21 protein-coding genes are annotated in these 23,801 nt (G+C 38.4%); 4 read left to right on the top strand and 17 right to left on the bottom strand.

Going from position 1 to position 23,801, the window contains the following annotated elements; genetic code table 11:
• Positions 1-130 precede the first annotated feature (130 nt).
• From recG to ACF3N8_RS09650, 5 genes are all read right to left on the bottom strand, one after another.
• Positions 131-2,170 carry an ATP-dependent DNA helicase RecG gene (gene recG, locus ACF3N8_RS09630; RefSeq protein WP_238093595.1) on the bottom strand — a complete coding sequence of 680 codons (2,040 nt, stop codon included), beginning with the start codon at positions 2,168-2,170 and terminating at the stop codon, positions 131-133.
• Between the two features lie 2 nt (positions 2,171-2,172).
• Positions 2,173-3,042, bottom strand: coding sequence for an L-serine ammonia-lyase, iron-sulfur-dependent, subunit alpha (gene sdaAA, locus ACF3N8_RS09635; RefSeq protein WP_009381677.1), 870 nt, complete (start codon positions 3,040-3,042; stop codon positions 2,173-2,175).
• A 20-nt stretch (positions 3,043-3,062) separates the two neighbouring features.
• Positions 3,063-3,725, bottom strand: coding sequence for an L-serine ammonia-lyase, iron-sulfur-dependent subunit beta (gene sdaAB / locus ACF3N8_RS09640; RefSeq protein WP_009381675.1), 663 nt, complete (start codon positions 3,723-3,725; stop codon positions 3,063-3,065).
• Positions 3,726-4,287: 562 nt separating this feature from the next.
• Entirely contained in the window at positions 4,288-5,937 is a 1,650-nt protein-coding gene (gene fakA, locus ACF3N8_RS09645) for a fatty acid kinase catalytic subunit FakA (RefSeq protein ID WP_238093599.1), read from the bottom strand.
• 12 nt (positions 5,938-5,949) lie between these two features.
• A complete protein-coding gene (locus ACF3N8_RS09650; RefSeq protein WP_009381673.1) occupies positions 5,950-6,324 on the bottom strand; it encodes an Asp23/Gls24 family envelope stress response protein in 375 nt (124 codons plus the stop codon).
• 261 nt (positions 6,325-6,585) lie between these two features.
• Between ACF3N8_RS09650 and rpmB the strand changes: the two genes are divergently transcribed.
• Positions 6,586-6,774, top strand: coding sequence for a 50S ribosomal protein L28 (gene rpmB / locus ACF3N8_RS09655; RefSeq protein WP_002510948.1), 189 nt, complete (start codon positions 6,586-6,588; stop codon positions 6,772-6,774).
• A gap of 108 nt (positions 6,775-6,882) precedes the next feature.
• Here rpmB and ACF3N8_RS09660 read toward each other — a convergent pair whose 3' ends face one another.
• The 4 genes from ACF3N8_RS09660 to ACF3N8_RS09675 form a co-directional block, all read right to left on the bottom strand.
• A complete protein-coding gene (locus tag ACF3N8_RS09660; protein WP_009381670.1) occupies positions 6,883-7,527 on the bottom strand; it encodes a thiamine diphosphokinase in 645 nt (214 codons plus the stop codon).
• A 1-nt stretch (position 7,528) separates the two neighbouring features.
• The gene (gene rpe, locus ACF3N8_RS09665; RefSeq protein WP_009381669.1) at positions 7,529-8,176 is read right to left on the bottom strand and encodes a ribulose-phosphate 3-epimerase; all 648 of its coding nucleotides are present in this window, start codon (positions 8,174-8,176) and stop codon (positions 7,529-7,531) included.
• A gap of 1 nt (position 8,177) precedes the next feature.
• Positions 8,178-9,053, bottom strand: coding sequence for a ribosome small subunit-dependent GTPase A (rsgA, locus tag ACF3N8_RS09670; RefSeq protein ID WP_392449860.1), 876 nt, complete (start codon positions 9,051-9,053; stop codon positions 8,178-8,180).
• Positions 9,054-9,383: 330 nt separating this feature from the next.
• The gene (locus ACF3N8_RS09675) at positions 9,384-10,661 is read right to left on the bottom strand and encodes a cytochrome P450 (RefSeq protein ID WP_039990689.1); all 1,278 of its coding nucleotides are present in this window, start codon (positions 10,659-10,661) and stop codon (positions 9,384-9,386) included.
• Between the two features lie 411 nt (positions 10,662-11,072).
• Between ACF3N8_RS09675 and ACF3N8_RS09680 the strand changes: the two genes are divergently transcribed.
• The 3 genes from ACF3N8_RS09680 (at position 11,073) to ACF3N8_RS09690 (ending at position 12,670) form a co-directional block, all read left to right on the top strand.
• A complete protein-coding gene (locus tag ACF3N8_RS09680; RefSeq protein WP_009381666.1) occupies positions 11,073-11,393 on the top strand; it encodes a helix-turn-helix transcriptional regulator in 321 nt (106 codons plus the stop codon).
• Between the two features lie 88 nt (positions 11,394-11,481).
• Complete coding sequence (locus ACF3N8_RS09685) at positions 11,482-12,366, top strand: permease (RefSeq protein WP_009381665.1); 885 nt, start codon at positions 11,482-11,484, stop codon at positions 12,364-12,366.
• A gap of 175 nt (positions 12,367-12,541) precedes the next feature.
• Complete coding sequence (locus tag ACF3N8_RS09690; protein WP_017176576.1) at positions 12,542-12,670, top strand: hypothetical protein; 129 nt, start codon at positions 12,542-12,544, stop codon at positions 12,668-12,670.
• A gap of 412 nt (positions 12,671-13,082) precedes the next feature.
• Here the strand turns inward: ACF3N8_RS09690 and pknB are convergent, their stop codons facing one another.
• From pknB to coaBC, 8 genes are all read right to left on the bottom strand, one after another.
• Positions 13,083-15,092, bottom strand: a complete 2,010-nt coding sequence (gene pknB, locus ACF3N8_RS09695) for a Stk1 family PASTA domain-containing Ser/Thr kinase (RefSeq protein ID WP_392449861.1) — start codon at positions 15,090-15,092, stop codon at positions 13,083-13,085.
• Entirely contained in the window at positions 15,089-15,832 is a 744-nt protein-coding gene (locus ACF3N8_RS09700) for a Stp1/IreP family PP2C-type Ser/Thr phosphatase (RefSeq protein WP_238093604.1), read from the bottom strand. The genes pknB and ACF3N8_RS09700 overlap by 4 nt, the downstream gene beginning before the upstream one ends.
• A gap of 6 nt (positions 15,833-15,838) precedes the next feature.
• Positions 15,839-16,933 carry a 23S rRNA (adenine(2503)-C(2))-methyltransferase RlmN gene (gene rlmN, locus ACF3N8_RS09705; RefSeq protein WP_009381659.1) on the bottom strand — a complete coding sequence of 365 codons (1,095 nt, stop codon included), beginning with the start codon at positions 16,931-16,933 and terminating at the stop codon, positions 15,839-15,841.
• 1 nt (position 16,934) lies between these two features.
• Complete coding sequence (rsmB, locus tag ACF3N8_RS09710) at positions 16,935-18,239, bottom strand: 16S rRNA (cytosine(967)-C(5))-methyltransferase RsmB (protein ID WP_238100729.1); 1,305 nt, start codon at positions 18,237-18,239, stop codon at positions 16,935-16,937.
• Entirely contained in the window at positions 18,236-19,168 is a 933-nt protein-coding gene (gene fmt, locus ACF3N8_RS09715) for a methionyl-tRNA formyltransferase (protein ID WP_009381655.1), read from the bottom strand. Before fmt ends, rsmB begins: the two co-directional genes overlap by 4 nt.
• Positions 19,161-19,649 (bottom strand): peptide deformylase, encoded by a 489-nt coding sequence (def, locus tag ACF3N8_RS09720; protein ID WP_238101778.1) that lies wholly within the window; start codon positions 19,647-19,649, stop codon positions 19,161-19,163. The genes fmt and def overlap by 8 nt, the downstream gene beginning before the upstream one ends.
• A 134-nt stretch (positions 19,650-19,783) precedes the next feature.
• Positions 19,784-22,189 carry a primosomal protein N' gene (gene priA, locus ACF3N8_RS09725; protein ID WP_392449864.1) on the bottom strand — a complete coding sequence of 802 codons (2,406 nt, stop codon included), beginning with the start codon at positions 22,187-22,189 and terminating at the stop codon, positions 19,784-19,786.
• Positions 22,190-23,398, bottom strand: coding sequence for a bifunctional phosphopantothenoylcysteine decarboxylase/phosphopantothenate--cysteine ligase CoaBC (coaBC, locus tag ACF3N8_RS09730; protein WP_392449865.1), 1,209 nt, complete (start codon positions 23,396-23,398; stop codon positions 22,190-22,192).
• Between the last annotated feature and the right edge of the window lie 403 nt (positions 23,399-23,801).

The raw sequence follows: 23,801 nt of genomic DNA on the forward strand, positions 1-23,801 counted from the left end.
TCGAAAATTTCCGATTATTTTTATTTTCTATCGCAAAACGGCTCTCGTCACCTCTCCATCAACCATTACTGCTCTAATGTCCTTTTCAAAAAAGGAAAAAGTTGGCACCGGTAACCGTCGACAACTTCTCTTAATCAAAGCTTTTATTAAGCAAATGTTCTTCTATGAAATTACGGAGGACTTCGAACTCAGGCTCGAAGAAACGTCCTGAGTGAATAAGCTCGCTTGCCTCGTCTCGCGCTACTTCTAGCATGCGATAGTCTTCAACGATGTTTGCCACTAAGAAATCGGGCAGACCGCTTTGTTTAACTCCGAAGAAGTCACCAGGACCGCGCATTTCTAAGTCACGCTCGCTCAGTTCGAAGCCGTCAGTAGTTTGTGTCATAATTTCCATGCGCTCGATACCCGTTTCGGTTTTAGGCGACGCAAGGAGCACGCAATAACTTTGGTGGTCGCTACGTCCGACACGTCCACGAAGCTGATGTAACGTAGATAAACCAAAACGATCAGCGTCGTAAATAATCATGAACGTCGCATTCGGCACATTGACGCCGACTTCTACAACCGTAGTTGACACAAGGATATCGATATCATGATTACTGAAATCATACATCATCTGGTCCTTTTCATCAGCAGTCAACTTACCATGCAGCAACCCGACATTATAATTCGCGTAATATTGATCCAACTGCTCATATAAATCAACGGCATTTTGAACCTCATCCAAATGCTCAGAACTCTCAATCAATGGGCAAATCACATAAGCCTGACGCCCTTTATCGAGCTCCTGCCTTAAATCCTGAAGCACCTGCTCAAAGGCCTCATGCTTCTCCCAAGTCGTGATAATCGGTTTACGCCCCTTTGGCATACTTTTTATCGACGACACATCCATCTCACCAAACACCGAAATTGCGAGTGTTCTTGGAATTGGCGTTGCCGTCATGAAAAGCACATTCGATAGGGCACCCTTTTCACGAAGTTTTTGACGTTGTGTTACGCCGAAACGATGTTGCTCATCCGTAATCACAAGACCTACATCTTTAAAGATAACATCATCTTGTATAAGCGCATGCGTACCTACTAAGCAATCAATCGTACCATTTTCTAATTGCTCTAATAACATTTCACGCTTTTTACCTTTAACAGAACCCGTTAACAAACCGATGTTCATCTTACCTTGAAATAGGTCATGTAAACTTTCTGCATGTTGTTCAGCAAGTATTTCAGTCGGCACCATTAAAGCCGATTGATACCCTGCAGTTTTAAGCGCATACATACATATCGCTGCAACTACCGTCTTACCAGAACCGACATCCCCTTGTAAGAGACGGTGCATACGGATTGGCGCTTTTAAATCACGGAAAATTTCATTCACGCTAATTTTTTGACCATCAGTTAATTCAAAAGGCAAACTTTCGATAAACGCTTTTACTTCAGCTAAGTCATATTGAACTTCAACCGCTTCTTCACTTTCCTTTTCCAAACGGTTCAACCATTGCATGCGAAGCTCAAACATAAATAATTCTGTAAATGCATATGTACGTCTAGCCTTTAAAACTGACTTTTTATCTGTCGCATAATGAAGTTGATATAAACTATCGCTCAAAGTTTCAAGTTTGTACTTTTCACGGAGGTCCTCGGGTAACCATTCATGAATTGTCACGTTATTTATGACATTTCGAATCATATCGCGCATATTCTTCTGCTTAATGCCTTCTTTGATACGATATATCGGCGTTAACGTTTCACCATCTTGCGCGTCAAAGAACATCTTAGTACCTGTTATTTCTTGCTTATGACGTTGCCATTTACCCTTGATAGTCACGACATCATGAAGGTTGATCTTCTTTTTCAAATAAGGTTGGTTAAAGTAGACACATTTAACTGCGATATTATCAATCATCACATGAACGGTAAGCTTAGATTTATTTCTACCAAAAAAAGCAACAGTAGGAGTCGCATAAACTTCCCCTCTTACTGTTACTGTATCTTGATCATTGGCTAAATTTAAGTCAATCACAGTATTATCTTCATAACGTGTAGGAAGGTGTAGGACTAAATCTTGAACTGAGTGAATATTGAGTTCACTTAATACTTGTAGTCGTTTAGCACCTATTCCTTTAACTTCTTCTAATGAAAATGTATTATCTATAAGATTGACTTTTGCCATAATTAATCACCAAATATTTCTTGTTTTAATCGTTGTCCTGTCTTCGTACCAGCTAAGCCGCCGCGACCTGTTTCACGGAGAGCAGATGGCATCGTTTGACCGATTTTGTACATCGCGTCAATAACTTCATCAGTTGGAATTCTTGATGTGACACCTGCAAGTGCCATATCTGCAGAAACAATTGCGTTCGAAGCCCCTGCTGCATTTCTTTTCACACAAGGCACCTCAACTAAGCCAGCTACTGGATCACATACTAAACCTAGCATATTCTTTAAACAAATTGCAAAGGCTTGAGCCGATTGTTCAGGCGTACCTCCTGCTGCTTCAACCGTTGCCGCCGCAGCCATCGCAGCTGCCGAACCTACTTCAGCCTGACAACCACCTGCTGCACCTGATATCGATGCATTGTTCGCTACTACGAAGCCGAACGCACCTGACGTAAGTAAAAAGTGTAGCATGTCCTTATCATTTAAATCGAGCTTATGCTTAATTGAAAATAACACACCTGGCACAACGCCTGCTGATCCTGCCGTTGGTGTAGCACAAATTTTACCCATTGCTGCGTTAACTTCGTTCGTCGCCATTGCCTTACTAATCGCATCTAGCATTAAATCGCCAGATAACGATTTACCTTCATCTAAATATTTCTGAAGCAGTACCGCATCACCGCCAGTTAAACCTGTCTTAGATGTTACACCTTCAATACCATCGGCAACCGCCTTCTCCATCGTCTTAAGGTTATGTGACATTTGACTATAAATGTCATCGAGTGAAAGTCCTGTGACTTCCATCTCTTGTTCTAACATTACTTCGTAAATCTTTTTATCTTCATCATTACATTTCGCAATGAGTTCTCTAACACTTTTAAACATACAATCCCCCTCATAAATGCTTATTCGCCCATTAGTGATACCGTAACAACGCCGTTTACGGCTTTGATTTCTTCAATAATGTCCGCGCTGATATCCTCATCAAGTTCACACGTCATTAACGCTTGGTCTCCTTTATCCTTACGTGCAACTTGCATACTTCCAACATTTATTTCATGATTACCAATGATGTTCGCTACACGGCCAATTGTGCCAAATGTATCTTGGTGAAATACAAGTAATGTCGGATAGTTACCACTAATATTGAGTTTGAAGCCATTGATAGCGACAATTTCAATCTTACCGCCACCAATTGAAACACCCTCAACTGAAATTTCCTTCTCACCATCGCGCATATTAATAACCGCTGTATTCGGGTGATCACGTTCTTCTGACATTTCAATGAATGTATATTTCATACCTTTTTCTTGCGCGATTTCAAAACAATGTTCAATGCGGTCATCGTCGGTGTCAAAGCCTAGTAATCCCCCTATTAAAGCAACATCCGTACCATGACCTTTGTATGTTTCCATAAAAGACCCATATAAATAAATATCGACTTGCTCTGGCATCTTACCAAATAAATCACGAGCTACAAGTCCAATACGTACAGCACCTGCAGTATGTGATGACGACGGTCCAACCATTGTAGGACCGATAATGTCAAAGACACTTTTGAATTTCATAAATGCTCCCCCTTAAATAACGAATCCTTTAGCACTTAATTTAATTTATTATATCAATATCTAAGAGAACTATAAACTTAAATTGTCTAAAAAGTTTGATTATTGATACTTTTCAAAAAGTAAAGTTAGTACAAAAATGGTGTATATATGCTATTCCCACTCAAAGCAAATTCATGTGAAAAGACTTTATATCTCTAAGCGTTTACACCTGAAAAGCAAACCAATAATTATTAGTATAAAACTCAACTTAATCATATCTATGATGTTCAAAATAATATAAACCTAGATAACTTTATATAGGTAACACTTAAAAAGATTATAGACTTATGTCATACAATTTCTAAACAGCTGACTCAGAGGGCGGGACCCTGGCATACACTAAGGTACAAAGTAGCTATGCTACTTTGTAAGTCCCTATCTCTATATAATTCTAGATACAAAAAGAGGTATGTAGTACCTTAGTCGTGCTAAGATACCGCATACCTCTTCGTATTCATCACATATTTACTTGACGCATCTATATTCACTTATCGCAACAAGCTTCTCTTCTGTAAAAATCACCTTATTCTACTGCGAATAAATAATCGTAAATAGGTTGATCACCATTATGTACTTCGACTTCTACGTCCTCATAAGTTGATTCTACATACTCAACAAGCCAATCTGTCGTCTCAGATTTACTTTCTTGGCCCGTAAATAAAGTTAAAATTTCGCTATCTTCAGTCACAATATGATCAACTAACGCTTTTAAAGCTTGTTGTAAATCTTGATCACTTGTCACGATTTTATCTTCTACTAAACCGATGTAGTCATTTTCATTCACTTCAACGCCATCGATTTTAGTATCTCTTACAGCGGTTGTAATTGAAGCTGACGTTACAGTTGATAACGCTTCAGTCATCGTTTCTTTGTTCTCACTAATATCCATACTTGGATCATAAGAGAACATTGCTGTAATACCTTGAGGGATTGAACGAGATGGCACAACTACCGCTTCAGCATCAACGACTTGTGCAGCTTGTTCACTCGACATCATAATATTTTTATTGTTTGGTAAGATAATCGCATGCTTACATTTCGCTTCTTCAATGACTTTAACGATGTCTTCAGTAGAAGGGTTCATCGTTTGACCACCATTAATAACATGTGTCACGCCCATTGATTTGAAAAGCTTCGTAATACCTTCACCCATTGAAATGGTAATAATCGCCGTTTCTACCTCTTGATTGTCTTCAGCTTGAGGTTTATTTTGTTCTTTACGTAGAACTTCACGGTGTTGTTCACGCATATTTTCAGCTTTAACTTTAATAAGCTCACCGTATTCTTGACCAAAGTTAAATACTTGGCCAGGATGTTCTGAATGTACATGAACTTTAACGATTTCATCATCATTAATGACAAGTAATGAATCACCGAATTGTGCCATATCTTCACGGAAAGCATCTTCATCGAAAGGCTTTTTACCCTTTTCAAAGCGAACCATCATTTCAGTACAGTAACCAAATTCGATATCTTCAGTATTAATCACACCATGGAAATCATGTTCATCATTAATAAATTTCTCAGTATCAACTTTCGTTGCTTTCGCTTCGATCGTTTCACCTTTCATTGCTTTCAAGAAACCTTCGTATACAAGCGTTAAACCTTTACCACCACTATCGACAACGCCTACTTCTTTTAAAACAGGTAGTTGGTTCGGTGTATTTTCTAACGCACGTTCAGCTTCTGCGATGACTTTTTCCATAACATATAAACAATCATCTGATTCTTCACTCGCTTTAACGGCAGCTTCACTGGCACATTTCGCAACAGTTAAGATTGTACCTTCTACAGGTTTCATAACAGCTTTGTACGCAGTTTTAACACCCGCTTCAAAACATTTAGCGAATTGTTTCGCATCAATATCTTGGTGTTGCTCAAGCTGCTTTGAAAAGCCTCTAAATAATTGTGATAATATAACACCTGAGTTTCCTCTTGCACCCATTAATAACCCTTTAGAAAAAGTCTTTCCTAATTGGCCAATATGAGTTGCTGGGTTTTCTTGAACTTCATCACGACCTGAAGTCATCGATAAATTCATATTTGTACCCGTATCACCGTCAGGCACTGGATATACATTTAATGCATCTACCATATCTGCATTATTTGATAAATTTTGTGCACCTTGGGTAATCATTTCGGCAAACAATTTACCATCAATTTTGCTAACCATTACAATGTCCTCCTACATTTCATTCCCATCATTGTTGATGTGAACACCTTTAACGAAAATATTTACGTTGTTCACTTTTAATTTCAATGTCTTTTCCAAAATATACTTAACAGTTGATTGCACATTGTTCGCTACTTCTGAAATTTTCACGCCATAACTTACGATAATATACATATCAACATCTAATACGCCATCTTTTTCTTTAATAACGATACCTTTAGAATAATTTTCCTGACCTAAAATTTCTTGGAGTCCGTCTCTTACTTGATGTCTTGAGGCCATACCTACTATGCCGTAACTTTCAACAGCAGTACCACCGACTAGTGACGCGATAACTTCATTAGAGATATCAATACTGCCAAATTCATTTGTAATTTCTAAAGTCATATTTTAAGCCTCCTAATCAGCTTATTTAATGATGTAACATAAATACGTATCTAAAATCAAATGATATTCCACAATAATATTATAGTTCTTATGAAATATTAATTATTCTCACAACTTAAAATTATATCAGAAATTCACTATAAAAGCGATTTCAAAAAGTAAGGTTTTTTCATTTTTTATTGCTTTTTACCCATTACTGTGTTACATTATTTTGGTATGTAGTAGTCATGTGTATTTATATTTATTAAAGGAGGTACTTTTATGGGCAAGCAATGTTATGTAACAGGTCGTAAAGCTTCGACTGGTAATAATCGTTCACACGCTTTAAACTCAACTAAACGTAGATGGAACGCTAACTTACAAAAAGTTAGAATCCTAGTTGACGGTAAACCTAAAAAAGTTTGGGTTTCAGCACGTGCTTTAAAATCTGGTAAAGTTACTAGAGTTTAATAAATATAATGCACATTCAAAAGGCCTTTATGTGGAAGGCCTTTTTTTATGCCCTTTTTTAAGTCTAGAAGCGAACGTTCTATTACGAGCCTCTTAAAAACGCTTAGCCTAACTCGGCTTATCAGAACTTCGCATTTGTAGAAACATACCGCGCTCAACTGTGATATACCCTACGTCATCTTCAACCTCATTTGAAATCGTCAACGTTGAACCTTCTTCAAGTACTTCGTGATTCAAACCGTACTTAAAACCTTCTAATGAAATCACAGCGTTTGGTCTTAAAGGAATAAATGATACATACGGATATGCATCTAAACGCTCAATTTGATGTTTTCCTTCATTAATAAGCTGAATCTCATTCTGACTATCAATTAAACGGATGTGAATACCTACATTGATGTAATAAGGCTTTTCAAGGATTTGTAAGGCACCCATAAAGTGATCAAGTCGACCTCCTGTTGCACCATACACATTTATATGTTTATACCCTCTTTTAACTGCTTCATCTACAGCTAACGCTAAATCTGTATCATCTTTTTCAGGTTTTAAAGGTTCAATGCCATAAGTTTCAATCAGTTCCTGGCGCTCATCATCCGTAACAGAGTCGAAGTCACCAATCATAAATAAAGGTTCTATACCACGTTTCGTTAATTCAAACGCACCACGATCTACCCCAGCAAACGTTTCCTGACTGTGCTTTTCAAAGAAGTGATTAGGTAAATGTCTTAATCCACAAAGTAAATTGATATGCATATTACTCACCCTTCAGTAATTGAACTGCCTCACGATATTGTGCGTGTTTAAAGAAATACGAACCAGCTACAAGCATGGTCGCACCATTTGAAATACAAGCTTTCGCCGTTTCATCGTTAATGCCGCCATCAACCTCGATATCAAAGTCAAGTTGATGTAACGTTTTATAATCATTTAATTCTCGAATTTTACCAACCATTGAAGGAATAAACGCTTGGCCACCAAAGCCAGGATTTACGGACATGATTAACACATAGTCGACCGCGTCTAGAACGTGTTTAATCGATTCAATCGGCGTACCGGGATTCAAGACAACACCTGCTTTAATGCCGTAATCATGAATGAGCTGAATCGCACGGTGAATATGATTGGTAGCCTCAACATGCACGGAAATCATATCTGCGCCTGCTTCCTTAAAAGCCTCAATATAAGTTTCCGGTTGTTCGATCATCAAATGAACGTCGATTGGTAAAGACGTTCCTTTACGCACAGCCTCGAGAATTGGTAAGCCAATCGAGATATTAGGTACAAATTGACCATCCATGACATCAAAATGAAGCGCATCAACACCTGCTTCTTCGAGTCGTGTAAGTTCTTGGTTCAAATTTAAAAAGTCGCATGCAAGTAATGATGGCAAAATTTGTGTCATGTTAATATCTTTCCTTTCTATTCTGTAATTCCTTGAGCAACGTCATATAATGATCATAGCGAAACTGGGCGATATGACCTGCTTCAAGTTCCGCTTTAACGTTACATTTCGGCTCATTAATATGTAAGCAATCACGAAACTTACACGATGCGCTCGATGCCTTTAAATCAATGAAGTAATCCTTCAGTGCTTTTGCTTCAATGTGATCAAAATCTAACGCACTAAAGCCTGGTGTATCCGCAACGTAACCACTTTCCGTTTCATATAACTCCACGTGGCGTGTTGTATGGCGACCACGATTTAAAGACTTAGAAATTTCATTCGTTTCAAGGTTTAATGTTGGTGCGTAGTGATTCATTAACGTCGTTTTACCTACACCAGATTGCCCACTGAGAACTGCAAGGCCCTTTCCAAAGGAAGCGAAAACGTGTTGAATGTCATCATGTGCTCCCACGAACATCGTTTGGTACCCTATTGCTTCATATATATTTAAGTAATCTGTAATTTGAGTGATAGCCGCTTCCGACGCAATATCTTTCTTCGTCACAAGAATCACAGGGTCAAGCCCATAGGAATGCGCGATAACAAGAAAGCGGTCGAGGAGTTGTGTCGAGAACTCAGGTTCCACAGCACTCATCACAATCACGAGATGATCAATATTACTAACTGGTGGTCGCTTTAACGCGTTCTTCCTAGGATGGATATGATGAATAATCCCTTCACCCGCGTTCTCCTCTTCGAAATCAACCATATCTCCAACTATAGGTGAAGATTTCTTCTTTCTAAATATCCCACGTGGCTTCGTGTCATATAGCGCGCCTTCAGATTCGACACGGTACACACCACTAATGGATTTAATAATTCGGCCTGTCTTCAAATTGCCACCTCTCTCACCTAACTTTGTCATTATTATATCAAAGCGCTTGATAATTGTAACGCTAATATGCGCCAAGGCTTTGCAATACTTATCTCTTTAAGTCGCTATCAAACTACTTTTTTTCCCACTTGAAAAGCCCTTTCGAAATAACGTCGTCCCAATGAACAACGGGAATTATATCGCTACGACCTTTTCTACTAAAGTTGATAAAGCAAGTGTACTTATTTTCCGGAAGCCCCACAAATCCTTGAGCAAAATAAATTAAGACTGAGACATCTCACCATGCCTCAGCCTTTTTTAAGTTATATACGCTCATTTTCAAGTATGAAATTATTTACGCGCAACACGTGGACGCACATTACTAATGATTGTACCGCTTGTTACGTTACCTGGTAATTTATCAAGCTTAACTGATAAATCTTGAGACGGTACATCAAATTCAATCTTATTCGCGAAATATTTCATTGTTTCTTCCATAATGATAACTGTGATCCACTCACCAGCACATCTGTGGTTCGTATAGAAGTCACCGCCACCTTGTGGAATTAAGTCGAATGGGCTACCGTCCCAGTTATCAAAACGGTTAGGATTGAATTGGTCTGGGTTTTCCCATAAATCTTCATCATGTGTCGTACCATAAACATCTAATGCTGTCATCATACCTGCAGGGATTTTGTAGCCGTCATATTCTAAATCAACAGCTGCTCTACCTGGTAAGTATGGTACGAATGGGAAGATACGACGTACTTCTTGAGCGAATTTATACGCATAGTCTTCATTATTTTCAAGACGTAATTTTTCTTTTTCTTGATCGAATTCGATTAATACTTTAACACCATAGCTGATGAAACGGTTGATTGCAGCTAATGGGCGCACAACGTTCATTAAGTCTACTGCACATAAGTGAGAATCCATTGGGTTATCGTTTAAATCTTCCCAATGCGCGAATTCGTATAACGCAGTACCTTCTTCAGGGTGTAATTTACCTTTACGCACATCGATAATTTGTTTTTCTAAGAAATCTTCAACACGTTTACGTGCTTTTTTAGCTTTCTTATAACCTTTGTAAGCTGAACCTAAAGATACGAATGAGTTAATCATAGTATCCATGTCTTTCGCATTTTGTTCTGCTTCTTCAGGCGTTTGGATGATACCAGCCCAACGGAAGCCGATTTTAGTTAACATATAAATTGATTCGTTATATACGTTAACTTTATCCATGCTTTGCATACGTTCAGTATTCATGAACCAATAATTACGTGTTAATTCACGTAAGTAGTTAAGATTTTCATCTGTCATAAGTGACATAAATAAAGCTTTACGGTCAACGTGCTTCTTACCAGCAGTTGTATGAATTGCACCTTTACCAAATAAAGTGTTTACGATACGTTTTGGTAAAGTACCTTGTCTTTCCATTTTTTCATTATCATAGAAAATTTCTGCCGCTTCTTTACCGCTCATAACAGCAATTTTCTTACCGCCTAATGCGCGTACTTCAAATGCTTTAGAATCAAATTCTTCTAATTTGCCAGGTACGTATGTATACCCGCCTTTAATAATGTCTACTGTGTTATCTAGGCCTTTAACCTTAGGTAGTTTCTTTGCCACTTTGATTCCCCCATTTTTCATTTCTAATTGTATACCCGTTTTTAATAAATTTAATCTTAACACAAGTATCGAATCTACAAACATTTCATCCTAATCGTAACATAGAGTTTAAATCTGTAATAATAAATTGATGCTCACAACGATTTTTTATAGAACCATGGCGGATTAGTGCGTCTTTTCGCCCCCTTTTGAAAAGCCCTTTAAAGATAACGAGTTTAAATAGTGAATAAATACTAAAGTAAGAATAATGTTGTTAGGGGTATTCACTTATTTTCACTTAACCTAGATTAAGTAACTTGCAAAAACTATTATTCTTGTATATAGTTAATACATCAAGAAAAGTTGATATAACGATTTACTATTCAATCCTATTTTTAGATAGAATAACTACGCAGTAGAGAGGTGACCTCGATGGAAGTTATCAAGTCCAATACTTATAAAAACGAGGAAGAACAATTAGACTTATACGTACAAGTATTTAATGCATTAGCTGATAAAATTCGACTTAAAATCTTGCATTCTATTCGTCAAAGTGACGCAAAGTCTTTATGCGTATGTGATCTAGAAGAAATACTAGATCTTAAACAATCAAAACTTTCGTACCACTTAAAAAAGTTAGTAGATGCAAATATTATAATTGCTGAAAAGCATGGCACGTGGAACTATTATAAAATTAACGAGCAACAAATACAGGTAGTTTTAAATGAGGATACTTGTTGCAAGATACTATAAGTATCCTTTTTTAATGACATATTAATCAACTTTTTTTGATTAATACATCAAGAAAAGTTGATTTATCATATAAGGAGGCATTATACTTATGATGGATTCAATCATAGAATTCATGAAAACATTTTTAGGATTATTCTTTGAATTATTAGCACTATTTATAATTGTGAGTTTTATAGTTAGTCTAATTCAACAAATGGTATCAGAAGAAAAAATTAGAAAACTTTTGAGCAAACCTAACCAAATAATTAATTACTTATTAGGTATGGTTTTTGGTGCTATGACACCTTTTTGCTCATGTTCAACAATCCCGATACTTGCAGGATTATTAAATTCTAAAGTACCGTTTGGTCCTGCGATGAGTTTCCTTATTGCCTCCCCATTAATGAATCCTTTGATGGTTTTTATGATATGGGTTTTATTAGGCTGGAAAGTCGCTGTAGTATACTTTATAACACTCGCTATTTTCAGTATGTTAACAGGTTTAATATTTTCAAAGTTAAACTTAGTTGATAGCTATAAAGGCGTCAATATTAAAGGCGACGGATTTTTTGCTAACAAAACAGGTTCACGCGTTAAACAAGCATTAAACGATGCGTGGTCGTTCTTATATCCAATGCTTCCCTATTTACTTATAGGTGTCTTGATAGGAGCCTTTATATATGGCTTTGTACCTGAAACATTTATAACTAAGTATGCTAGTGGAGATAACATTATATCTGTGATAATCGCCTCTATTGTAGGAATCCCAATGTATATTAGACCTGAAACAATGCTACCTATAGCTGAAGCACTCGTTTCAAAGGGTATGTCGCTAGGTACAGTTATCGCGTTGATCATTGGTGGCGCTGGTGCAAGTATCCCAGAAATTATATTGTTGTCTAAGCTGTTTAAGAAAAAATTTGTAACATCGTTTGTAATCGCGATTTTAGTGGTAGCTATTGCTACCGGATTAATTGTTAATATGATTGCTTAAGATGATAGCTATGTTTCAATGAAAAAGCCAATACGTTGAACATATTTTAAAATCACACTTTAATCCAAATAAAGATGCTTTCGTATTTTCTAATTTAAACGAAGAAACTACTAATCCTGAAAAATGTTGTGATACATTATATGGTTGCTAAATATCTATTAAAGGAGGTGTTAAAGTGGAAAAAAATACATTTAAAAAAGCTATCTCTAAATTAAAACCTAAAAAACAAGCTTGTTGTTCCGTAGAAATAGAAGAGAAAAAAGAAAAAAGTACAGACAATGATCAAGATAAAGATAAAAAGTAAATTTTTGCCGATAAATTATTGTTAGAACATAAGTTACACAATAGACATTATCGGCTTTATTTAACTCAATTCCCTTAACAGCTGACTCAGAGGGCGGGGCCCCGGCATAGAAATTTGCGTAGCAAATTAACAAGCTATGCAAGCCGGGGCTTGAGCATGGTACAAAGTAGCTATGCTACTTTGTAAGTCTAACTAACAAACTGAAAATTTGAGTTGAGCTATACAGGAAAGCATGCTGTTAAGGGATTTGTATTTAATTTCCTCATTTAAAATTAATACCATTTTCAAAGAAATTAAAATTATGAACTTATTAAAAATTAGTTATATTTAATACACAACAATCTTTTAACCTTTAAACGCGAAAAAAGCACCCGCGCCACTTCGGCACAGGTGCTCGTATCATACTGAAAGTTTAAATACTATCATAACTAATATCTTTATCTTTATCGACTTTACCATCAACTCTTACTGTAAAGCCTGCTGTTTGACCTTCTTCTACTTCCATGCGAATGGTATGCATTTTATTACGCTTAATCGTAAATGTCTCACTTGCGGTCGTACCATCGTTGTTTTTATCTCTTAGGATCACTTCTACCTTTTGTGATTTATTATTACGACCTGAGTACGGAATTGAGAAGGTTTCATGATAACGCTTCGTTGCTAGATTTTCTTCATCATCTTCAGTTGTATCTTCTTCATCTGATTCACCATCTTTACCACTTGAAACAATAAATCTAATTTCTTGACCAACGTTAACATTTTGGTCTTTTGGTGTATGGCTAATCACATGATCTTTCTTAACTGAGCTATCATTACGGCGTTTCTCAACAACAACTTTAAGCCCTTTTGCTTCAAGTTCTTTCTTAGCCGTCTTGAATGGCTTTCCTTCATAATCATCGACGTAAACCTGTTCAACACCTAAAGATTCAGTAAGAACGACTTGCGCTTTGTTAACTTGAATCGTACTACCAGCTTGGACGCTTTGGTTCTCTATCGCCCCTTTAGGTATGTTGTTCTTTGTATACGCTTGTTCATATTTAATACCTTTAACGCCTAAATTCTTAAGATCGCGCTCAGCGTCTTGTTTCGATTTACCGATTAAATTAGGCATCGTCGCGGTTTTAGGGCCTTTAGATAATACGATATCGACTTTACCATCTTGTTCAGCGCGTTCACCTACGTTAGGTGTCACAGCCATAACTTCATTTTCTTGATATTTATCACTATAATCACGTGAAATTTTGCCGATTTTTAACTTTTTCTTTTTAAGCATTGATTCAGCTTGTTTCTCAGTTTTACCTAATATATTAGGCACATCACTGTATTTATCACCAAACATTGCGATGGCAATAAACCCAATTAAACTAATAAGCAACAAGAAAAAGATTAACGCATAAAGCCACTTTTTGTGTCTCGACTTCTTTTTATACGTATTCGGATAAACGCGAGGTTCACTCTTAGATTTACTTGATTCAACGATAGGTATCTCTACCGTCTGGTCGATGCTTTGATGATTATTTTGATTCTGATGTATTTGGTTTTTAGGTATTTTAATTGTTTCTGACGTATCTTCTGTAATCATGTACGGCGCTTCATGCTTTCTTGATTCATCTAGAGCCGTATCTAAGTCATCATACATTTCTTGCACGTTTTGATATCGTTTACGTGCGTCTTTCTCAGTGGCTTTTAAAATAACGTTACTTAAAGCTTGAGGCACGTTACGTCTCTTATCAGTAGCATTAGGCATCTGTTCACGAATATGTTTAATTGCGACACTGACAGGTGTTTCCCCTACAAAAGGCGGTTCCGCCATTAACATCTCATATAATACGATACCAATTGAATAAATATCTGCACATTCGTCAGCAGGTTCACCCTTTGCTTGTTCAGGTGAAATATATTGTACCGTGCCTACAACATGGTTCGTCTCAGTCATTTGCGTTTCGCTCATGGCCTTTGCGATACCAAAGTCCACGATTTTAAGTGTCTTATTCGCATCGATTAAAATATTATGCGGCTTGATATCACGGTGAATAATTTTATGGTGATGGGCATGCTTGATGCCATTAATAATTTGTTTCGTAAATTGAATGGCTGTTTCTACAGATAAAGGACCTCGTGTACGGATATAGTCCGCTAAAGTAGGACCTTCGATATATTCCATCACGAGGTAGAAAGTGTTCTCATCTTCATCTACATCTAGCACGTTTACGACATTCTTATTCGCGAGAAGCGTTGTATTCTGAACTTCACGTTCGAAACGTTTAACTGTAATGGTCTTTTCATTAGGTGGGATATTAATAATCTTGACCGCAACTTTGCGATTAAAGATCTTATCAATCGCGACATACACGTTACTCATGCCGCCGCCACCTAGATACTCGATAAGTTCGTAGCGCTCGTTTATAATCATCCCAATCATACGGAATCACCTTCAATTTGCGCGAGTACGATTGAGACGTTGTCACATGCGCCGTCTTCGCGAGACTGCATCAGTAAAGCTTCGCCTGTTTGTTCAAGAGCGGCATCTTGATTCAGAATTGATTTGATCGTATCCAATGCAACATAGTCTGTTAGTCCGTCAGTGTTAAGCATGAGATAGTCATAAAAGTGCGTACGTTTCATAAACACATCAGGTGATACACGTTTATCCGTACCCATAACTTTGGTAATGATATTACGTCTCGGATGCGTTAACGCTTCTTCTTCAGTGAGTTCGCCTAACATCACTAAATGATTCACAAATGAATGGTCATTCGTGATTTGTTCCATACGTCTCGCGTTAACTAAGTATGCTCTTGAGTCACCGACGTTCGCGACAACGACATGTTTATCGAATACCAGTGCAACGACACAAGTGGTGCCCATACCTCTATATTCAGGATTTTGGTTACTGTAATCGTATAGTTCACGATTAATACGTTGCAAGGTATGCTTTAACCAATCTTCAGCTTGATCTTCTTCGATTAAATTTTCTTCTTCAAAATATTTTTGTAATCCATCACACACGAATTGACTTGCAATTTCGCCTGCTTGATGACCACCCATGCCATCACATAATGCTATAAGTTGTTGATTCGTCTTGTTGTAAAAAATACCACCAGCATCTTCATTTTTCTCTCGTTGAAATCCGGTATCTGTGAAAAATTGCGCGTTTAACATAGGCTCTTACCTCGTTTCTACTTTTCGTTCCTTTGCTCTTAATTGACCACAAGCGGCATCAATGTCCTCACCTTGGTTACGTCTTATTGTAGCATTAATTCCAAGTCTTTTTAATTCTTTTTCGAACTTAAAGATATCATCTTTCGAAGTTTTGACATAATTACGTTCAGGAACGTGGTTAACTGGAATTAAGTTCACGTGGCAATTTAAATGTTTAATTAAAGCAGCGAGTTCACGCGCGTGTTCAACTTGGTCGTTAACGCCACCGAATAAACCATATTCAAATGTGATACGACGATTTGTTTGTTCTTGATAATATTCTAATGCTTCCATTAATTTATCGATATCGTACGCACGGTTGATCGGCATTAATCGTGAACGAATTTCATTGTTAGCACCATGTAAACTTAGCGCAAAGTTAATTTGTAATGACTCTTCAGCAAAGTCATAAATTCTAGGAATAATACCAGATGTAGATACGGTGATATGACGCGCACCAATATTTAAGCCATTATCGTGGTTGATAATTTTTAAGAAATCCATCATTTCATCATAGTTTTCAAATGGTTCACCAATACCCATAATCACGACTTGTGATACACGTTCATCCGTTTCATCAAGTGCCTTTTGAACAGTTAAAACTTGTGACACAATCTCGCCAGCTTCTAGGTTACGCTTTAAACCGCCTAACGTTGACGCACAGAATGTACAACCGATACGACAACCTACCTGCGTTGTAACACAAACTGAATTCCCGTATTGATGACGCATCAATACAGTTTCAATCGTATAGCCATCTTGTAATTCAAATAAGAATTTAATTGTGCCGTCACGACTTTCTTGTCTTACAACCGTTTCAAGCGTTGTAATGACAAAGTTATCTTCTAATAATTGACGCATATCTTTAGATAGGTTCGTCATTTCTTCAAAGCTATTCACGCGCTTTTCATAAAGCCATTCAAATATTTGCTTCGCTCTGAAACTTTGTTGACCTTGATCCTTAAGCCATTGCTTCATTTCATCAAATCGAATGGAATAAATCGATTGTTTCTCGAAATCGGGTAAAAATTTATTTTTCTTCTTCTTTTCAGCTGTAATCATGTTAGGTCTCCTTTCGTTTAATTCGTGTTATGAAAAAGCCATCTGAGTTAAAGTCTTGCGGCAGAATTTGTAATGTTTTCACAGGTTCACCTGATTTAAAGTCTTCAAATGGTAAGAATTCAAATTCAGGATTTTGTTTAAGAAATGTATAAATCACGTTCTCATTTTCCATTTGTTCAATCGTACAAGTAGAGTATACGAGCGTACCGCCTGGTTTCAGGTGCTTAGACGCGTTGGTTAAAATGTCGAGCTGGATATCAACTAAACTTAGGACGCTATCTTTTGTTTCGCGATATTTAATCTCAGGTTTATGACGCATCACACCTAAGCCACTACACGGTGCATCAACTAAAATTTTATCGAAGGTCTGATTATATGGCTGTGTCGCATCATGTTGTATCGCTTCAATATTTTTAAGACCAAGTTTTTTAACGTTATGTTCGATGAGTTTCATTTTATGGGCGTGAACATCTGATGCTAAGACGTGACCGGTCTGATTGAGCTTTTCACCAATGTGGCAAGCTTTACCACCAGGAGCGCTACATGTATCAAGGATTGCGTCCCCCGTTTCAGGTTGTAGTACGTTTGCGACAAACATCGAACTTTTATCTTGAATGGAAACTTTCCCTGCTTTGAAAAGCCCACTCGTCATAATCGGTTTGCCTGAGACATGTAAACATTCTGGCAGTTCATCACATGTTTCTACTTGATAGCCTTCAGTTTCTAACTGGGCTTTTGCTTCGGAAGGAGTGATACGCGTTTCGTTAACACGCACGGTTTGTGGTGCAGACTGCAACATCGCTTTCGCAATATCACGTGTTTGATCTAGACCATGATGCGTCGTCCAATGTTCAATAATCCATAGCGGAATACTGTATTCAATGCTGATACGCTTCTTAGGGTCTTTAATCTCGTCAAATGAGGCGAGCTCGTGATTCATCAAACTACGTAAAATCGCATTAACGACGTTACCTTGATGACGACCGCCACGGGCTTTCGCGATTTCCACCGCTTCATTTATAATCGCGTGATTCGGTATTTTATTTAAGTAAACATATTGGTAAATACTCATCCAAAGAAGCTGACGCACCCAACGTTTGATGCGCGTATTCACATGAGGTTTCAGGAAATAATCGAGTGCATAACGACGTGCTAGCGTACCGTATACGAGTTCCGTATATAAGCCACGGTCACTTGAACTCAGATGATGCTCATTTAAGACGTCATTGATGATGAGATTACTATAAGCACCTTCTGTTTCAATCTTCTCTAGCGTGTCATATGCGAGCTGTCGCGCTGTTGTCATACGAGTTCCTTCCCAACTAAGTCTTCTTGAACGCCACTTAAGAAGTTCGCTACAGGCATACGTTTTTTACCTGAAAGTTGAATTTCTTTAAGCGCTATTGCGTCATCTGAACCTGTACCGACGATAATGGCTTTCTTAGTTGTTTCGATGATTTGGCCTGGTTCACCTTGTTTATCTGAGACAATTTGAGCGTCGAACACTTTCATATTTTTATCGTCCATTTTCGTAAAGCCTACAGGCCATGGTGATAAACCTCGAATTTGGTTATAGACATCTTGTGCTGCATTGTGCCAGTTGATGTGTTCATCTTCACGGCTAATGTTTGAAGCGAAAGTTGCTTCTGAGTCGTCCTGAGGCGTACGTGGATTTGTGCCATCTAATACGCTCGGTAATACACGTTCAAGTAGTGACGTACCGACTTCACTTAATTTATCATGTAAAGAACCTACGTTATCGTCATCTTCAATTTTGACACGTTTTTGTTCGATAATGTCACCAGCATCAAGTTTTTTAGCCATGTACATGATGGAAATACCTGAGTATTCCTCGCCTTCAATAATCGCTTTATGGATCGGCGCACCGCCGCGGTATTTCGGTAATAAAGAAGCGTGCACGTTAATCGCACCATATTTCGGATGATTTAGGAGTGATTCTGGCAGTAACTGACCAAATGCAGCCGTTACAATAACATCAATATCCATATTCAATAAGGTTTCCAGTTCTTCTGAACCATTAAGTTTCTCAGGTTGTAGCACTTCGATGTCGTGTTCAAGTGCAACTTTTTTTACAGGCGGTGGTGTCAGTTGGCGTTTACGTCCTACTTTACGATCAGGTTGCGTCACAACTGCTGTAACGTCGTAGTTTTGAATTAACATTTCTAATACACCAGTTGAAAAGTCAGGTGTACCCATAAATACAATTTTACTCATCTTCTAATAACGCCTCCAATTCCTCTTCAGTTATTTCTCTTTTCATTTTATCAGTAAATAAAATACCATTAAAGTGGTCACATACGTGAAGTATCATGCGCGCAATATCATCGTATGCATTAAGTTCAACTTCCCTACCATTAACGTCAAAACTTTTCACCTTAATCATTTGAGGTCTTTCCACGATACCAAATACATCAGGCTGACTAATACTACCTTCCACATCTTCTTGTGTTTCATCAGACGTTGCGACAATGTCTGGGTTAATGAGTTGCAGTAAGCCATCTGGCCCCATATCAACAATGGCAATTTGCTGATCGATACCGACTTGTGGTGCCGCGATAGCTTGACCACCCTCTTGATATAGAGTGTCTTCTAAATCAGCGAGATAGTCCTTTAGTTGTTGGTCGAATGTCTCAACTTGCTTAATGTGTTTTTTTAATAAAGGGTGCGTGGCTTTCACGAGTTTCAAAGCGCCCATAATCATGTCTCCTTTAAAAATTCATCACACCATTATAACGTAGATTCATTTAAATTGCGATAGCTTGCCTCCATTCCTTTTGAAAAGGAAAATCGAGCAAAGACTGCTAAAGTCCTCACTCGATTTAAATATACTTACATCATCATTTCTGGATTAATATCAATTTTTAATGAAAGTTTATCTTTAATATATCTTTCATGATAGTAATCATCTAAATAGTTTAACGCTTCATGTAGTTCAGGTTCACGTTTATATTTGACTAAGATTTGAAAGCGATACTCGTTATTAATTCGAGATAAAGCTGCTGGCGACGGTCCGAGAACGAGCGCTTTATCTGATAAATGTTGTAGTAAAATGCCATGAATATGTTTCGAAGCAAGCATCACTTCTTTCATATCGGTATGTGAAATCGTAAAGTTCACTAAGAAATAGTACGGCGGATATTTCCCGATTTGACGATAGTTCATTTCTTTATCGTAAAAGGACTTAAAGCGATTCTCCTTCACGTCGTTGATCGCATAATGATCTGGGTTATACGTTTGGATGATAACTTGACCTTCTTTTTCATGACGACCTGCTCGTCCAGATACTTGAGTTAGAAGCTGGTACGTACGCTCGCTTGAACGAAAGTCCGGTAAGTTCAATAGTGTGTCGGCATTTAAGACACCTACAAGCGTAATGTTAGGGAAATCAAGGCCTTTGGCGATCATCTGTGTACCTAAGAGAATATCCCCTTCGCCACGCTCAAATTTGGATAGTAGCTTTTCATGAGCGCCCTTACGAGAAGTCGTATCAACATCCATACGAATGATATTCGCGTCCATAAATTCTTGTTGCAACAACTCTTCAACGCGCTGTGTGCCAGTACCCATTTGACGAATGTGTTCACTTTCACAGCTTAGGCACTGTGACGGCGCGTTAGTTTGATAGTTACAATAGTGACAACGCAACTGATCGGTCGTCTTATGATAGGTTAATGAAATATCGCAATTCGGACACATCGGAACATGACCACAATCACGACATAACATGAATGATGCATAGCCACGTCGATTTAAAAACAACACGATTTGTTCATTTAAATCTAAGCGTTTCTGAATCGCTTCTCGCAATGATTCAGAGAACATCGAGCGGTTACCGTTAGCGAGTTCATCACGCATATCGACAATATCGATGGACGGCATTTGTTGTTGATTCACACGCTCATCCAAAGTGAGAAGCGTATACACGCCCTTCTCTGCACGCGCATAACTTTCAAGACTCGGCGTCGCACTCCCGAGTATCAATGGGCAGTTATGATATTCACTACGCCACTTCGCGATTTCTCGCGCGTGGTATCTCGGGTAATCCTCCTGTTTATACGTCGACTCATGTTCTTCATCGATAATTATCATCCCTAAATGTTTAAAGGGCGCAAAGATGCTCGAGCGCGCACCTACTGAAACTTTCGCATGGCCATCACGAATTTTTTGCCACTCATCATAACGTTCGCCTTTAGATAAACCTGAGTGCAGCACCGCTACATCATCACCGAATCGGCGCTTAAATCGCAATACCATTTGCGGCGTCAACGCGATTTCAGGCACTAACATAATCGCTTCAAGCCCTTTATCGAGCACCTCTTCAATCGTTTGAAGATAGATTTCCGTTTTACCAGAGCCCGTGACACCATGAAGTAGAAACGTTTCCGCTTTACCTTCTTGAATCGTCTGATGAACAGTGTCAAAGACATCCTGCTGCTTCGCCGTTAATGTCTTCTTAGGCTCTTGCTCGAAGATACGTGACTCGAAAGGATCGCGCTCCACAATCGCGTCGTACTTCTCTAACACACCCTGTTTCGTTAGCGTATCAATACTCGACTTTGAAAAGCCCATTTCGTCTAGCTCTTGTAAGAAGACATCACGATGCTGTTCATCTAATAAATACAAGAATACGTCTTGCTGCTTTTTCGCACGCTTTAACATTTCGAGCGTATCATCTGTTCGGTACGTTTCCTCGATTCGTACCGCTTTCTTCGTTTTCTTTTTCACATTTTGCGTCAGTAACGTCGTTTCTTCAATTGCGCCTTCTTTCATCCACTTCAAAAGCACTTCCAAATGTTCATTTTTTTGAGCGTCTTTATATTGATACAAGCCATCTTTATTGAAATAACGACTTAAATCATCAGGTACATCGAGCGGTTTGACGATTTTAAAAGCTTTCGTGTATTTGGCTTTTACAGCACTCGGCAACATCGCTTCAAGCAGTGAAATACGTTTCGTTACGAAATATTTTCGATACCATTCCGTTAATGCAATCATTTCTGAAGTTAACTCAGGTTTAATATCTTTAACTTCTATAATATTTTTGAGTTTATGAGACGTTTCAACTTCGTCATCGGTTGATACCTTGACCACATACCCTTGAATCGTTCGAGGACCAAATGGAACGACCACGCGCACACCCACTGTCACAACAGGTTCTAATTCCTTTGGTATGAAATAATCGAACGTCTTATCTACACTTTTAGAAGGTATGTCGACGATTACTTTTCCAATCATTTATTGCCACCTACGTTCTAATTCCTCAATCAAAGCTTTAGCTAAAGTGCCTTTGTCTGCCTTTTGAAAAGCCCTTTCCGTACCATCTTTAAAATACATTATCACTTCGTTATCATCGCTTTTAAAGCCAATTGAAGTGTCGCCCACATTATTCGCAATAATCACATCAGCATTTTTACGTTTTAATTTACCAGTCGCATACTTTTTGATATCTTGCGTTTCAGCCGCAAAGCCTACAAGTTTTTGATGGGTCTTATGTTCTCCGAGATACTTTAATATGTCTGTGGTACGTTTGAAAGTAACACTTAAGTCGCCTTCTTGCTTCTTCATTTTATGTTCTAAAGTCTCAATTGGCGTATAATCCGAAACTGCAGCCGTTTTAAATACGACATCTTGTGATTCATAAACGGACTTAACCGCTTGGAACATATCTTCGGCGCTCGTCACACTTACAAAGTTAACGCCTTGTGGTGGTTCGAGGTACGTCGGACCACTTACTAACGTAACGTTCGCACCTTTTTCAACGAGTGCCTCCGCGATTTTATACCCCATTTTCCCAGAGGCGCGATTTGAAACAAAGCGTACCGGGTCGATCGTTTCAACAGTAGGACCTGCCGTAATCAACACGTTCTTGTCATTGAAGTAACCTGATGACTCGGATTGCGAAACGTTTGAAGCGTCCATCGTGTGTTCGACAAATTTTATAATATTTAGCGGCTCTTCCATACGACCTTTCGCAACATAACCACATGCGAGGAAACCTTCGCCAGGCTCTATAAAATGGTAGCCATCTTTCTTTAAAGTAGCCATATTGTGTTGAATACGTTGATTCTCATACATATGCACGTTCATCGCAGGCGCTATAAATTTCGGCGTATTGGTCGCAAGGAGCGTTGACGACACCATGTCATCAGCTAAACCTAAACTTAACTTCGAAATCGTATTTGCTGTAGCCGGTGCCACTATAATCGCATCAGCCCAGTCGCCTAGCGTGATGTGTTGAATTTCAGCAGGATTTTGTTCGTTAAATGTATTCGTGTAAACTGCTTCACGACTAATCGCTTGAAAGGATAAAGGTGTCACAAATTCTAACGCGTGCGGCGTCAACATCACGCGCACCGTATAGCCGCGCTGCGTAAGCTTACTTGTTAAATCAATCGCTTTATATGCAGCAATACCGCCAGTCACTGCAAGTAATATATTCTTCATCGTCAATTTTGTCCTCCTGTTCACTATCACTAACTCTTATCATCTTACATGAAATTTTGGAATTCATAAAACAAATCATTTAACCTATTTGGGATTCGTGTAATTTAGTCGCTTGCCGTTGCTTAGGGTGATTGTTTTGAATGGTTAAATACTTGTGGGAAGCGCACAAGCTGGCAACGGTGCGCTTAGCAACTTGTCATGCCGTCACTAGTTGGCAACGGCTCGCTTAGCAACTTGTCGCGTCGTCACTAGTTGGCAACGGGCTTCTTACCAAATTGTGATACTGTCACTAGTTGGCAACGGCTCGCTTAACAACTTGTCGTGTCGTCACTAGTTGGCAAAGGGCCTCTTAGCGACTTGTCGTGTCGTCACTAGTTGGCAACGGCTCGCTTAGCAACTTGTC

Origin of the sequence: Staphylococcus massiliensis, assembly GCF_043186315.1 — a bacterium.
GTDB classification, from domain to species: Bacteria; Bacillota; Bacilli; order Staphylococcales; family Staphylococcaceae; genus Staphylococcus; species Staphylococcus massiliensis.